Raw genomic sequence first — 13,309 nt, forward strand, 5'->3', positions numbered from 1 at the left:
GATCGCGGAAGACGTACTTGCCGAGCAGCGTCTCGCGGTTACGCGTTACGGAGAACATGTGGTTCAGGTTGACGCCACGGCCGACGACCGCGAACGGGTCGCGCGTGAAGTAGGTGTTGGGCATCGGGTCGACGAGAAGGTCGGTCTCGCCATCCTGGTCGGTGCCGACGAGCTCTGCCAGGGTGCTGCTGGAGCGAACGGGCAGGTCGATCTCGTTCTTGCGGAGACCGGCGATGCACTTGTCGACGAAGGCCTTGGTGTCCTTGATGGAGTCCATGTACTCCTTGACGGCAGCACGGGCCTCCTTGCCCTTGAGGCCGGACTCGTCCAGCCACTGCTGCGTGAACTCCTCACGGGAGCCGGCGGCGTCAAGCGCCTCGGCAACGAGGTTCTCGATGTAGAGGACCTCGACGCCCTGCTCGCGGAGCAGCTCGGCGAACTTGTCGTGCTCGGCCTGGGCAACCTCGAGGAAGGGGATGTCGTCGAACAGAAGGCGCTCGAGATCATCGGGGGTGAGGTTCAGAAGCTCCTCGCCAGGACGGTGCAGGCAGACCTTCTTCAGGGGGCCAATCTCGCTGTGGACGTAGAGTCCGTTAGCCATGTCCTCCCACTCCTTTCGCGTCGGGAAATCCCGACCAACGCAATGGATACTACGCTGCGTTCTGACAGGAGGCGAAGCCTGAATCATGCCCGCCGCCCTGCATCGAACTTGCAGCACTAACAATAACGCCAACCCCAACTATATCCAATAACTTTTTTCGCAAAACCGAAATTCGTTTCGACTGGGGGAACGGTAGCTTTCTGTGCCCGAACGGTCGAGTCCGAATGATTGTAAGAATTTTCACCACATTCTACCTGCAGATTCTCTTACACATAAACCAAAGTCAACTAGCCTTCACATATCGATAAGCCACTACTCAACCGAGTGATTCAAACGTCGGATTGGCAACATAAACATACTATTGAATTCGTGTTTTATACTATTTTTACCAATACGCAGAAAGTGCCCAAAAGTTGGGAAGCGCTTCCTTTCCTACGACCCATCCGACGCCCGTGCCTTCGATAGGGGCGCCATGCCGTTACGTCTGCGTAAGGTTGGGCGAGCGAGCGATACGCGGTTTCGTCACAGGCCTAGAATCTAAGGGTCCATACCATTCCTACGAACGGATGTAGATATATGAGCAAGGGTAAGAAGAACAAGGACAAGTCTGCCGGCAGCTCCTCCGAGGGCGAGGAGTTCGAGCATTCCGAGGCAGCTCTCGAGAAGCGTGCCGCCAAGTTCGCGTACACGAAGGGCGACAAGGGCGAGGCAAAGGTCGCGAGGGACTTCTCCTACACGCAGAACCGCGAGGTCAGCTGGCTCAGGTTCGACGACCGCGTGCTGGACGAGGCGTTCGACGAGAGCGTGCCCCTATTCGAGCGCCTGAAGTTCGTCTCGATCTTTGGCAGCAACCTGGACGAGTGGTTCATGATCCGCATCGGCGGCCTGAGCGACCTGACGCTGCTCAAGCACCAGCCGCGTGACAACAAGTCCAACCAGACGCCGTCCGAGCAGATCGACACCGTCCTCGGCATGCTCCCGGCGCTCATCGAGCGCCAGGGCAAGGCGTGCGCCGACATCGAGCAGGCACTCTCCGAGCATGGCCTGACCCGCGTCGCCCGCGAGGACCTCACGGACGCAGACCGCACCGCCATGGTTCGCGCCTACGAGCGCCTGATCGCGCCGATCATCTCCCCCATGATCATCGACCCCAGGCACCCCTTCCCCAACCTCCGCAACGGCAACCTCTATGTGACCTGCACGCTTGACGGCACGGACGAGAAGGGCCTCCTCGGCATCGTCGAGGTCCCGACCACCCAGGGCAGGGTCATCCCCCTCCCCTCCCGCGAGGGCCAGTACCGCTACATCCTCATGGAGGACGTGATGCTGGAGCTCCTGGAGGGCTGCTTTGGCGACTACGTTCCCACGGCGAGCGCGGTCATCAGGGTGACGAGAAACGCGGACATCGACCCCGATGGCGAGGGCGTTGAGGAGGAAGAGGACTACCGCCAGCACATGAAGAAGGTGCTGAAGCGCAGGCAGCGCCTCCAGCCCGTGCGCCTCGAGGTCGAGGGCTACCTCCCGGAGGAGCAGCTCCACGAGATCCAGGAGCGCCTCGGGCTCACGGACGAGCGCGTGTTCAGGTGCGACATGCCCCTCGACCTCGACGACTACGTCTACGGCCTCGAATCCAAGATTCCCGACTCCGAGAGGCACGAGCTCGTGTTCGACCCGTTCGAGCCGCAGCCGTCATCGATGGTCGACCTCTCGCGCCCGATGCGCCCGCAGGTCGAGGACCACGACGTCCTTCTCACCTACCCATACGAGAGCATGTCACCGCTGCTGAAGCTCCTGCGAGAGGCCTCGACGGACGACGCGTGCATCTCAATCAAGATCACGCTGTACCGCGTCGCTAAGCGCTCCAAGCTCTGCGAGAGCCTCATCGCCGCCTCCGAGAACGGCAAGGAGGTCACCGTCCTGATGGAGCTCCGCGCCCGCTTTGACGAGGCCAACAACATCGAGTGGGCAGACAGGCTCGAACAGGCCGGCTGCACCGTCATCTATGGCCAGGAGGGCTTCAAGGTCCACTCCAAGATCTGCCAGATCACCTACCACGACGGCGCTGGCATCAACAGGATCACCTGCCTGGGCACGGGCAACTTCAACGAGAAGACCGCGAAGCTCTACTCGGACTTCATGCTGCTCACGGCACACAAGGGCATCGCGGAGGACGGCAACACGTTCTTCAGGAACCTCTCGCTCGGCAACCTCAAGGGAAGCTACAACTTCCTTGGCGTCGCGCCCGCCGGCCTCAAGCCGCTCGTGATACGCGGCCTCAACCGCGAGATCGGCCGCGCGCGCATGGGCGAGCCGGCTCAGGTCTTCATGAAGATGAACTCGCTCACGGACCGCGACGTTATCGACAAGATCGCCGAGGCCTGCCAGGCGGGCGTCCGCGTCATGCTCATGATCCGTGGCATCTGCTGCATCAAGGCGGACGTGCCCGGCAAGACCGAGGGGCTCATCGCGCACCAGATCGTCGGCCGCTTCCTGGAGCACGCGCGCATCTACGCCTTTGGCGCCGACGCGGACATCCTTTACCTCTCTTCCGCTGACATGATGACCAGGAACACCGAGCGCCGCGTCGAGATCGCGTACCCCGTGCTCGACCCCACGTGCAAGAAGCGCGTGGTCGAGTTCGCGAACCTGCAGCTCGCTGACAACGTGAAGGCCCGCAGGCTCACGGAGGAGGGCACGTGGGAGCGCCTCGAGACCAAGCCCGACGACCCCAAGATCGACGCGCAGGAGCTCCTGCTCGCCCAGGCGTACCTCAACACGCAGGAGGCCGCCGACGCCGCGATGGACGCCAAGCTCGTCGCGAAGGCGAACCCCATGCTCACCCCCGAGGAGACGCGCACGCTGGTCGCCCTCCCCTACATCGGCAGCTTCGAGGAGGACCGCGACGGCCAGGAGCAGGTTCGCACGCGCATCGTCACGCCAGAGGAGTTCATGGACCAGGAGCGCGCGCTCCTCGCCGTAGAGAGCACGGTGGAGTCCAAGGTCAAGTCGTCGCCGGCAGCGGTGCGCGCGGCCCTTTCTGGCGAGAAGGACGAGGCCACGGCGCCCGCGGCCGAGCCTGAGGCCAAGGCGGAGCCCGAGGCCGCCGCTCCAGTCGAGCCCGAGCAGAAGCCCGAGCCGGAACCCGTCGCCGCACGCGAGCCGGAGACTCAGCCCGCGGCCACGGCGCCCAAGCACTTCGACACCACGGGCGCTCAGGCTTCCCCCGAGCCCGCAGCCGAGGCCCAGTCTGAGCCAGAGGCCAAGCCGGAGCCCTCTAGGTACCGCGAGGCGAGCGCGGTGGACGCGCGCGTGATCGACGAGGAGCCGCACACCGACCAGAACGACGCCAACACTCAGACGACCTCCATCGAGATTCGCAGGCCGAACCGTTTTGCCGTAGCATTTAAGCTCATAGGGCTCGGCTTTGCGGAGCTCTTCACGGGCAACCTCACCAAAAGGAGAAGATAGTTGACAGAGGCGCAACGCATCGGTCGGCAAACGGAAGACAGTCCAAAGGAGGGCGTGCCCCAGGCGGGCACGCCCCTTGTGCTCAAGGTGGAGAGGCCAACCTACGGCCCCGACTCAATAGCCCACACGCAGGAGGGGAAGACCGTCTTCGTGCAGGGCGCGGTTCCCGGGGACACGGTGGAGGCGAGCGTCTACCAGGATGGCCCGTCCTTCTCGCGCGCAAGGGTGTCCAAGGTGCTCGAGCCGTCGCCGCACCGCGTTGACTCCCCCTGTCCCTTTGCGGACGTGTGCGGGGGATGCCCCTGGGCGCACGTGTCGTACGAGGCCCAGCTCAGGTTCAAGCGCGACAACGTGGTCGACTCGCTCGCGAGGATCGGCCACCTCGACCGCGACCGTGCGGAACCGCTCGTGGCGCCCTGTGTAGCGCCCGGCGGGCCGTGGGGCTATCGCAACAAGGTCGAGCTCGCGTTCCAGCGCGTGCGCGGGCGGGCCGTCGTGGGCATGCACGACGCCGGCGGCGCGGGCGTGGTCAAGGTCGACCGCTGCCTTCTGCTGCAGACGCGCTTCCAGAAGCTCGTCAAGGCCACGAGCGGCGCGCTCTCGTACCTGTCCAACTCGCACGCGCTGCAGATCGACCGCGTGGGCATCCGCGCGTCCAAGCGCACGGGCAACGTCGAGGTGGCCCTCTGGACGGCGCCAGGCCCCTTCCCGCGGGCGCAGGCCGCAAAGATCCTGGGCGACGCCACGGGCGCCAGCTCCATCGTGCGCGTGCTCACCAAGGGGCCGGCCAAGGCGCGCCGCGTGAGTGGCGTCGAGCGGCTCTCGGGCGCCGGCAGCTGGAGCGAGCTCGTGCTGGACGAGCGCATGACGGTGTCGGCCCCCTCGTTCTTCCAGGTCAACACCAGGGGCGCCGAGAAGCTCGTGTCCCTCGTGCTCGACGGCCTCAAGCCAACCGAGGATGACGTCGCGATGGACCTCTACTCCGGCGCGGGCACGTTCACCCTTCCCCTTGCGCGGCGCGCGGCATGGGTCGACGCGGTCGAGTCCTACGGTCCCGCCGTGCGCGACCTCAGGCGCAACCTGGAGCGCGCGGGCCTCTCAAACGCGGACGCGGTGGGTGGCGACGCGGGGCGCGAGTTCCCGGACTCCGACGCGGACGTCATCGTGGTCGACCCGCCGCGCGCGGGCCTCGCAAAGGACGTCGTGGAGAAGCTCTCCCGCCAGCCCGCGCGCGCCATCGCCTACGTCTCGTGCGACCCAGCGACGCTTGCCCGTGACATCTCGCGCTTCGAGGCGCTCGGCACCTTCTCCGCCACGCGTGTGACGCCCGTCGACCTGTTCCCGGAAACGTTCCACGTCGAGACCGTCACGATTCTGACCAGGCAAAACGCTTGACGGGTACCAACGTGAACGCATAACCGTCAGACGCTTAGGGAAAAAGTCGCATTCTCACTAGAACTTCGCGCCGCTTTAGAGTAAAAAAGGTCATGTACCGACTTGGGTAAGGGGCCCAAGGCACAACGAGAGGATTTCACCATGAAGGCTACTGTTAGCGAAGAGTGCATCGGCTGCGGTCTCTGCGAGGGCACCTGCCCCGAGGTCTTCAGCATCGGCGACGAGGGCACCGCTGTTGCCATCGAGGAGGACATCCCCGAGGAGAACGAGGACGCCGCCAAGGAGGCCGAGGAGGGCTGCCCCGTCGGTGCCATCACCGTCGAGTAGCACACGCCATTCTTTAGCACGTATGCTGGGGTCGCCCTCGGGCGGCCCCGATTTGTATCCAGGCAAGCCGCCCCGCAAAGGGACGCGAAAGGCAGACCATTGATCTTGGCATCAGGCTCCCCACGAAGGCGCGAGCTTCTCTCCCAGCTGGGCCTTGCGCCCATTGTCAGGCCATCGGACATCGACGAGACGCCCCTCCCCGGCGAGTCGCCCACGGATCTCGTGCTGCGCCTTGCAAGGGGAAAGGCGCTCGCGTGCGAGAAGGACCTGCCGCCGGAACTTCGCGGGCAGACCGTCATCGCGGCGGACACGACGGTTTGGTTCCGGGACGTCGAGCTGGGAAAGCCGTCGGACGCCAGCGAGGCGCGCAGCATGCTCCGGACGCTCTCCGGGCACACGCACCATGTCTCCACGGGCGTGTCCGTCTACCGCGGGAATGAGGAGAGGTCCTTCGTCGAGACGAGCGACGTCACGTTCTACGAGCTTACGAATGCTCAGATAGACGCCTACGTCGCAAGCGGCGAGCCGATGGACAAGGCCGGCGCCTACGGCGTCCAGGGACTTGGGCGGCTGCTCGTTCGCGAGATCCGCGGGGACTACTTCAACATCGTCGGCCTGCCCGTGGCGCGCCTCGTGAGGGAGCTTGAGTCCATGGGCGCCTCTCCCACCGGAGGGACGTCCCTGTTGTGCGACATTCTGGAGGGAAGACATGCCTGAGGAGGAGCGTACGCCCGAGAAGCTCATACGGGGCGTATTTGCCGCAAGCTACACGTACGAGGAGGCAGGGACGGGATGCACCGTGATCGTCTGTCCCAAGGGCGCCAGGGGCGCCGTGGACGTGCGCGGAGGCGCACCGGCGACGCGTGAGACCGACCTGCTCCGCCCCGAGGAGACGGTGGACTTGATCCACGCCGTCGTGCTCTCGGGAGGAAGCGCCTACGGCCTCGCGGCATCCTGCGGCGTCGCACAGGAGCTCGAGCGGCAGGGCGTGGGGCTCGACGTCGGGGTGGGCATCGTGCCCATCGTATCGTCGGCATGCCTGTTCGACCTTGCCTGCGGCGACCCTTCCGTTCGCCCCACGGCCGAGGCGGGCGCCGAGGCGACGCGTCGCGCGCTGGAGAAGCGCACGCTCCGGCTCCAGACGGGAAACCTTGGCGCGGGGTGCGGCTGCACGGTAGGCAAGTTTGCCGGTCCCGAGCGCGCCATGAAGTCCGGGCTCGGCCAGGGCTGCGCAAGCGCCGGGTCGCTGGCATGCTTCGCGATCTCGGCGGTGAACGCCTGCGGCAACGTGGTCGACCCCGCCACGGGCCGTACGATCGCCGGCGCGCTAAGCGACGACCGCGCGTCCGTGCTGGACGCGACCGAGGCCATATGCCAGCTTTCCGAGCGCGAGCCGTGGCTGCGCACCAACACGACCATATCGTGCGTCGTCACCAACGCCATCCTCACCAAGGCCCAGGCCACCAAGGTGGCCCAGATGTCGGCCGACGCCTATGCGCACGCGATCCACCCCACGCACACCACCAACGACGGGGACACCATCTTCGTCATGGCGACGGGCGAGGTCGAGGCTCCCGTGGACGTGGTCGGCATGCTCTCGACGCAGGCCCTCGAGCGCGCGATCGTGAGCGCCGCGACGGACGCCACATCCGCGTACGGGCTGCTCGCCGCACGCGACCTCTAGTCCCCCCCAGGAGCGCGCGGTTGTGTTTCATCTGGCTTTCTGCTACGCAGTCTGCACTTCTCGCCCGCTCTGTTAAAATTTGCATGTTATGGATTTGTTTCCCATCACTCCAGCATGGCTGACACCAATGAGGTCTTATGCCTAACAGCTCGAATACCGACGCCGGCAGGCTCACGCAGCTCTCGAGTTCCGTCGAGGACATGGGGATGTCCTTCTCGGACGTCGTCATCGTGCTCGCCTGCAACGAGTACTTCGTGCCGTACACCGCGGTGGCCATACAGTCGATCGTGGAGCACATGTCCCCCGACCGCCACTACGACATCGTCGTGCTCACGCGCGACCTCACGCAGCGCTCGATCGACGCCCTCGTGGGGCATCTCCCCTATCCCAACATGCAGCTCGGCTTCCTCAACCCCGAGATCGCCCTGCACGGGACAAAGCTCCCCCACCACGGCCACTTCAGGCCCGAGACGTTCTTCCGCCTCCTGGCGCCGTGGCTGCTCCCCAACGTCAAGAAGGCCGTCTACCTCGACTCCGACCTCGTGGTGCTCGAGGACATCGCGGAGCTCTACGACGTGGACGTCGACGGATGCCTGCTGGGTGCCACGCGCGACGCCGACACCGTCGGCATGATGCTCGGCTACGACGGCACCGTCGGGCCCTACCTCAAGAACGAGATCAAGCTGTCCGACCCCATGCAGTACTTCCAGGCGGGCGTGCTCGTGATGAACCTCGAGTCGTTCCGCTACGCCTTCACCGTGAGGGACATGCTCAGCCTCTCCACCGTCCGCGTGTGGCGCTGGCTCGACCAGGACATCCTCAACATGCTCGCGGACGGCAACTACGTCCGCATCGACATGCGCTGGAACACCCTGATGGACTGGAAGCACCTGAGGCGCGAGAAGATCATCGCCCAGGACCCGCAGGAGCTGCGGGACCAGTACGAGGCCGCGCGCGCGAACCCCGCAATCGTCCACTACGCGGGCCCGGACGACAGGCCGTGGGACTACCCCGACTGCGACATGGGCGACTACTTCTGGGAGTACGCCACGCGGAGCGCCTTTGCGGACGTCCTGGACCAGCGCCTCGACAGCTCCGAGAACTCCGTCGCCGGCAAGCTCGACCGCGCAAAGGTGAGCGTGATCTTCAAGGGAATCATGCCGCTGTTCGACAAGACGTTCCCACCCGGCACCAAGCGCCGCACCCGCGCCATAAAGGGCTACGTGGCCATCGGCGGCGACCTAGGCTAGGCCCCGGCACCCGCGACGTGGGTTCCCGCGCGTCACGATGGAAGAGAAGAACGGCGAGGCCGCCCCGGATTCCTCCGGAGCGGCCCCTTTAATGCGCTTGGACTCGAGCGTCCAGCTGGACGCCCAGCCCTTGCGTGCTAGTTGAACTTGACGATCTTCTGGGCGAGCTTGTAGATCCCGAGGGTGGTCTTCTCGCCCGCCTTCGTGGGAAGGTTCGAGAACGTTCCGACCATGCCGTGCTTGGCGTGGCGGTACATCCTGGGGTCGTACGCCTTCAGGTCGTCCCAGAGGCTCTGCAGCTGGTCCATGGCGTCCGGCCTGTCCGAGAGGCGCGAGAACACGGAGCAGATTGCCATGATGATCGTGAAGTAGTTGAGCATGTAGCTGCGGAGCTTTGGGCTCTGGATGTCGTCGTAGAGGTGGTACGACTTCATCATGATGCGCGCCACGCGCCAATAGTGGTCGATCCTGGAGGTGAGGACCTTCTCGTTAACGGACTGGTCCGCGCGACCGATGAAGTAGCGGTAGAGGTTGACCGGCAGGTAGTAGAGCGTCTTGCAGCGCGGGAACGGCACGTACGCGTAGATGTTGTCCACGTAGAACGTGTGCGGCGGCATGGGCAGCCCCCCGTCGCGCAGGACGTCCGTGCGGTAGCAGAGCGAGTGCATGAGCAGGTACTTCTTGACGCTGAAGTGGCCCATGTCATCCCACGTGAATATCTTGTTGGTCGGGAGCGAGCCCTCGTAGTCGACGGCGTTCTGCTTGCCGTCCTCCACGTGCTCGTACACGTAGTTGGAGATGACGAGATCCACCCTCGTGCCAAGCTCCTCGAAGCGGCGGAGAAGGTCGAGCAGCTGTCGCAGCGAGTCGCCATCCACCCAGTCGTCCGAGTCCACCACCTTGTAGTAGGTGCCCTCGGCGTTCTCGAGGCCCTTCATGACCGCGATGCCGTGTCCGCCGTTCTCCTGGTGCACGGCCTTCACGATCGTGGGATAGCGCTTCTCCCAGTCCTTGGCCTTGGCCAGCGTGTCATCCTTGTTGGACCCGTCGTCCACAACGATGATCTGGACGTCCTCCGCATAGTCGCTTCCCTCGAGGATGGACGAGATGCAGTGGTCCATGTACTCAGAGGAGTTGTAGCAGGGGATGCCGAAGCTCAGGATCTTCTTCATGTTTCCGTTCCCTATGCCAAAGCCGGCCGACGCACCCGCGACGACCGGCAGAGGCTCCAATTGTTTTGCTAGTGACTCGCGATGAGCTCGTCGGACAGGTCGAGCGCGGACGCCGTGACGCCGTCCATGTCGTAGTAGCGGTACTCCGCGAGGCGGCCGACGACGTGGAAGTTGAGCACGTCCTCGACGCGGGCGCGATAGCGCTTGTAGAGCTCGATGTTCTCGGGCTCGTTGATGACGTAGTACGGGGTCTCGCCGACGCCCGGCAGGTACGTCCTGGAGTACTCGCGCAGGATCGTGGTCTTGCCCGGCACGACCTGGCCCGTCATGTTCTTGAACTCCGTGATGCGGGTGAAGTTCTCGGACACGGTGTAGTTGACGGTGCCGACGGGCTGGAACTGGTCCTCGTCCAACGTCTCGAACACCATGTCGACCGTGCGGTACGGGAGCGCGCCGAGGTCGAAGTCGAAGAGCTCGTCGAGGGCGCCGGTGTAGATGACCTCGCCGCCGTAGGGCTTGCCACAGACGTAGACGTGGCCGTCCCCCACCTTGAGGATGTCGCGGGCGTCGACCTCGAGGAACACGGAGATGAGGTCGTGGTCGAGCATGTGCTCGAAGAGGTCAGTGTAGGAGACCTTGGGCATGCCCTGGTGCGGCGCCTGCGGGAAGTAGCGGTCGTCGTCACCCACGAAGACGGGCACGCGACCCATGACCGAGGGGTCGATCTGGTCGGGCGTCTTGCCCCACTGCTTCATGGTGTAGTGCAGGAAGACGTTCTCGTACACGTAGTCCGCGACCTCCGAGAGCTCGGGGTCGTTCTTCTCCCTGAGGTCCATGATGGGGACCTTCTTGTTCTCGCCGAAGGTGGCGACGAGCTTCTGGTAGAGGTGCTCGCCCTTCTCGTCACCAAACGCGAGCTTGAGAGACTTGTGGTTGAACGGCACCGGCATGAGCGTGCCGTGGATGTTGGCGAGGACCTTGTGGCTGTAGTCCGTCCACTCCGTAAAGCGTGAGAGGTACTCGTCCACGCGGTCGTTGGCGGTGTGGTAGATGTGCGGACCGTACTTGTGGATCAGGACGCCGGCGTCGTCCAGACAGTCGTAGGCATTGCCCGCGATGTGGTTGCGGCGCTCGACGATCGCCACCTTGTCTCCGCAGGCCTCCGCGAGCCTGCGCGCGCAGACGGCGCCCGCGTAGCCGGCTCCCACGACGATGGCGTCGTAGTTCTGGGGGTTGAAGTCCTCCGGCAGACCATTGGTGATACCCATGTGGAATAGATCCCTTCATGACATTGGCGCCGCCCTGCGGACGCCACACGGCCCTTGGCACCAAGCCATACGCCAAGCGTTAACGCTGATTCTAACACGAGGGCATATAATACTGGTTCGTGGGCGGAAATACCCAGCCGACGCGCAAAAATGTTTGCCTCTGCGGCGAATTCCGCCGCGGAAGGCGCGGAAGGGAGATAAATTGAGCGATTTTCTGAACAGGATGAAGGCCGCCGCGAAGAAGGAGAGGAAGACCATCGTCCTCCCCGAGGGCGAGGACCCGCGCACCATCGAGGCGGCCAAGAAGGTCGTCGCCGAGGGCCTGGCGGACCTCGTGATCCTTGGTGACCCCGAGAAGGTCGACGTCGAGGGCGTGAAGGTCATCGACCCGCGTACCGCCGAGAAGCACGACGAGTACGCCGCCGCCTTTGCCGAGCTGCGCAAGAAGAAGGGCGTCACGCTGCCCGAGGCCATGGAGCAGATGAACGACGCCACCTACTTTGGCACCATGATGGTCAAGATGGGCGACGCCGACGGCCTGGTCTCCGGCGCCTGCCACTCCACCGCCAACACGCTGCGTCCCGCCCTGCAGATCCTGAAGACCGCCCCCGGCACGAAGCTCGTGTCCGCGTTCTTCATCATGTGCACCGACAAGAAGGAGTACGGCGAGGACGGCACGCTGCTGTTTGCGGACTGCGGCCTGAACATCGACCCCAACGCCGACGAGCTCTCCGAGATCGCCATCGCCTCCGCGAAGTCGTGGGAGAAGTACATGGGCACCGAGCCGCGCGTGGCCATGCTGTCCTTCTCCACCATGGGCTCCGCCAAGGGCGAGGTCCCGACGAAGGTCCAGGAGGCCACCGAGCTCGCCCACGAGAAGGCGCCCGAGCTCTCCGTCGACGGCGACCTGCAGCTTGACGCCGCGCTCGTCCCGAGCGTGGCCGCCCTCAAGGCTCCCGGCTCCAAGGTCGCTGGCAACGCCAACGTGCTGGTCTTCCCCGACCTCGAGGCGGGTAACATCGGCTACAAGCTCGTGCAGCGCTTTGCGGGCGCCGAGGCCTATGGCCCCATCCTGCAGGGCATCGCGAAGCCTGTGAACGACCTCTCGCGCGGCTGCTCCGCCGACGACATCGTGGGCGTCATCGCGATCACCGCGGTCCAGGCCCAAATGGCAGAGTAGGCCTCCGCAGACATCCAGGGCGCGCAAGGGGCGCCGCCGCAACCATTCCGGTGCGGCGGCGCCCCTCTCTTGTTGCCCGATTGGCGGCGCGTCACTCCCCCGCCGTGGGGGCCTCCTCCGCCTGGCGGATCCACTCCGCGGGCATCATCCAGCCATGCTGGTCCGTATGCAGGAGCCTCTCCGCGAGCTCGCTCATCGGCTTGCCGAAGTACTCCCTGTAGCAGCGTATGATGTCAGGGTTCTCGTAGGAGTTGCGGTAGTTTGAGATCCTATCGAGGCCATACAGGACCTTGCCGCGCTCCCCCGCGAGCTCCTCGCCGTCGTGGATGGGCTGCCCGCCGCCGCCAACGCAGCCGCCGGGGCAGGCCATGACCTCCACGAAGTCGTAGCTGACCTCGCCCGCGAGGATGGCGTCGCACAGGTCGCGCGCGTTCGCGAGGCCCGAGGCGACGGCGACGCGAACCTTGGTGCCGGCCATGTCGAACGTCGCCTCCTTCCAGCCTCTGAGGCCGCGCACCTGCTCGAACATGTCGTCCTTGGGCCTCTGTCCCGTGACGATGTGATAGGCGGTCCTGAGCGCGGCCTCCATGACGCCGCCCGTAGCGCCGAAGATGATGCCAGCACCCGAGCCGTAGCCCAGCGGCTCGTCAAAGGGCTCGGGCTCGAGGTGACTAACGTCGATGTGGTCCGCACGCAGCATCCTCTGGAGCTCGCGCACGGTCAGCACGCAGTCCACGTCGGGGTCGCCGCAGGCGTCGTTCATGTTGGGGTAGGCGCACTCGGCCTTCTTGGCGACGCAGGGCATGATGGAGAGCGAGAAGATCTTGTGCGGGTCGATGCCCAGCAGCTCGGCGTAGTAGCTCTTCACGACGGCGCCGAACATCTGCTGCGGGCTCTTGCTGGTGGAGACGTCGTCCACGAGCTCCGGGTAGTGAGCCTTGACGAAGCGCACCCAGCCCGGGCA

At 64.9% G+C, this 13,309-nt stretch carries 11 protein-coding genes; 7 read left to right on the forward strand and 4 right to left on the reverse strand.

The window, feature by feature from the left end:
- Positions 1 to 601, reverse strand: a 601-nt coding sequence (locus ACI38Z_RS05495; RefSeq protein WP_439789189.1) for an arginine deiminase family protein, incomplete at its 3' end; no start/stop codon positions are given.
- 576 nt (positions 602 to 1,177) lie between these two features.
- Between ACI38Z_RS05495 and ppk1 the strand changes: the two genes are divergently transcribed.
- The 6 genes from ppk1 (at position 1,178) to ACI38Z_RS05525 (ending at position 8,725) form a co-directional block, all read left to right on the forward strand.
- Complete coding sequence (gene ppk1 / locus ACI38Z_RS05500) at positions 1,178 to 4,069, forward strand: polyphosphate kinase 1 (RefSeq protein ID WP_439789190.1); 2,892 nt, start codon at positions 1,178 to 1,180, stop codon at positions 4,067 to 4,069.
- Positions 4,070 to 4,123: 54 nt separating this feature from the next.
- Positions 4,124 to 5,464, forward strand: a complete 1,341-nt coding sequence (rlmD, locus tag ACI38Z_RS05505) for a 23S rRNA (uracil(1939)-C(5))-methyltransferase RlmD (RefSeq protein WP_439789191.1) — start codon at positions 4,124 to 4,126, stop codon at positions 5,462 to 5,464.
- 141 nt (positions 5,465 to 5,605) lie between these two features.
- Entirely contained in the window at positions 5,606 to 5,791 is a 186-nt protein-coding gene (locus ACI38Z_RS05510) for a ferredoxin (protein WP_439789192.1), read from the forward strand.
- 105 nt (positions 5,792 to 5,896) lie between these two features.
- Entirely contained in the window at positions 5,897 to 6,508 is a 612-nt protein-coding gene (locus ACI38Z_RS05515) for a Maf family protein (protein WP_439789193.1), read from the forward strand.
- Positions 6,501 to 7,475: a P1 family peptidase gene (locus ACI38Z_RS05520; RefSeq protein ID WP_439789194.1), complete on the forward strand. Its 975-nt coding sequence runs from the start codon at positions 6,501 to 6,503 to the stop codon at positions 7,473 to 7,475. Before ACI38Z_RS05515 ends, ACI38Z_RS05520 begins: the two co-directional genes overlap by 8 nt.
- A 137-nt stretch (positions 7,476 to 7,612) precedes the next feature.
- Positions 7,613 to 8,725: a glycosyltransferase family 8 protein gene (locus ACI38Z_RS05525; protein ID WP_439789195.1), complete on the forward strand. Its 1,113-nt coding sequence runs from the start codon at positions 7,613 to 7,615 to the stop codon at positions 8,723 to 8,725.
- A 137-nt stretch (positions 8,726 to 8,862) separates the two neighbouring features.
- On the opposite strand, the gene ACI38Z_RS05530 is transcribed toward ACI38Z_RS05525, so the two are convergent.
- On the reverse strand, positions 8,863 to 9,897 hold the full coding sequence (locus ACI38Z_RS05530) for a glycosyltransferase family 2 protein (protein WP_439789196.1): 1,035 nt from the start codon (positions 9,895 to 9,897) through the stop codon (positions 8,863 to 8,865).
- A 68-nt stretch (positions 9,898 to 9,965) separates the two neighbouring features.
- Positions 9,966 to 11,165, reverse strand: coding sequence for a UDP-galactopyranose mutase (gene glf / locus ACI38Z_RS05535; protein WP_439789197.1), 1,200 nt, complete (start codon positions 11,163 to 11,165; stop codon positions 9,966 to 9,968).
- Positions 11,166 to 11,367: 202 nt separating this feature from the next.
- Here glf and pta point away from each other — a divergent pair, with 202 nt between their 5' ends.
- Positions 11,368 to 12,345, forward strand: a complete 978-nt coding sequence (gene pta / locus ACI38Z_RS05540; RefSeq protein WP_439789198.1) for a phosphate acetyltransferase — start codon at positions 11,368 to 11,370, stop codon at positions 12,343 to 12,345.
- 91 nt (positions 12,346 to 12,436) lie between these two features.
- Here pta and ACI38Z_RS05545 read toward each other — a convergent pair.
- Positions 12,437 to 13,309: [Fe-Fe] hydrogenase large subunit C-terminal domain-containing protein (locus tag ACI38Z_RS05545; protein ID WP_439789199.1), on the reverse strand; the 873-nt coding region annotated here is incomplete at its 5' end.

The organism is Parafannyhessea sp., from assembly GCF_051876455.1.
In the GTDB taxonomy this organism is placed as follows: Bacteria; Actinomycetota; Coriobacteriia; order Coriobacteriales; family Atopobiaceae; genus Parafannyhessea.

What these genes read in the sequence shown, in the direction of transcription:
- ACI38Z_RS05520 (WP_439789194.1), top strand. Translation starts at nt 6,501, where the DNA reads ATGCCTGAGGAGGAGCGTACGCCCGAGAAGCTCATACGGGGCGTATTT.
- ACI38Z_RS05525 (WP_439789195.1), top strand. Translation starts at nt 7,613, where the DNA reads ATGCCTAACAGCTCGAATACCGACGCCGGCAGGCTCACGCAGCTCTCG.
- ppk1 (WP_439789190.1), top strand. Translation starts at nt 1,178, where the DNA reads ATGAGCAAGGGTAAGAAGAACAAGGACAAGTCTGCCGGCAGCTCCTCC.
- ACI38Z_RS05530 (WP_439789196.1), bottom strand. Translation starts at nt 9,897, where the DNA reads ATGAAGAAGATCCTGAGCTTCGGCATCCCCTGCTACAACTCCTCTGAG.
- ACI38Z_RS05510 (WP_439789192.1), top strand. Translation starts at nt 5,606, where the DNA reads ATGAAGGCTACTGTTAGCGAAGAGTGCATCGGCTGCGGTCTCTGCGAG.
- glf (WP_439789197.1), bottom strand. Translation starts at nt 11,165, where the DNA reads ATGGGTATCACCAATGGTCTGCCGGAGGACTTCAACCCCCAGAACTAC.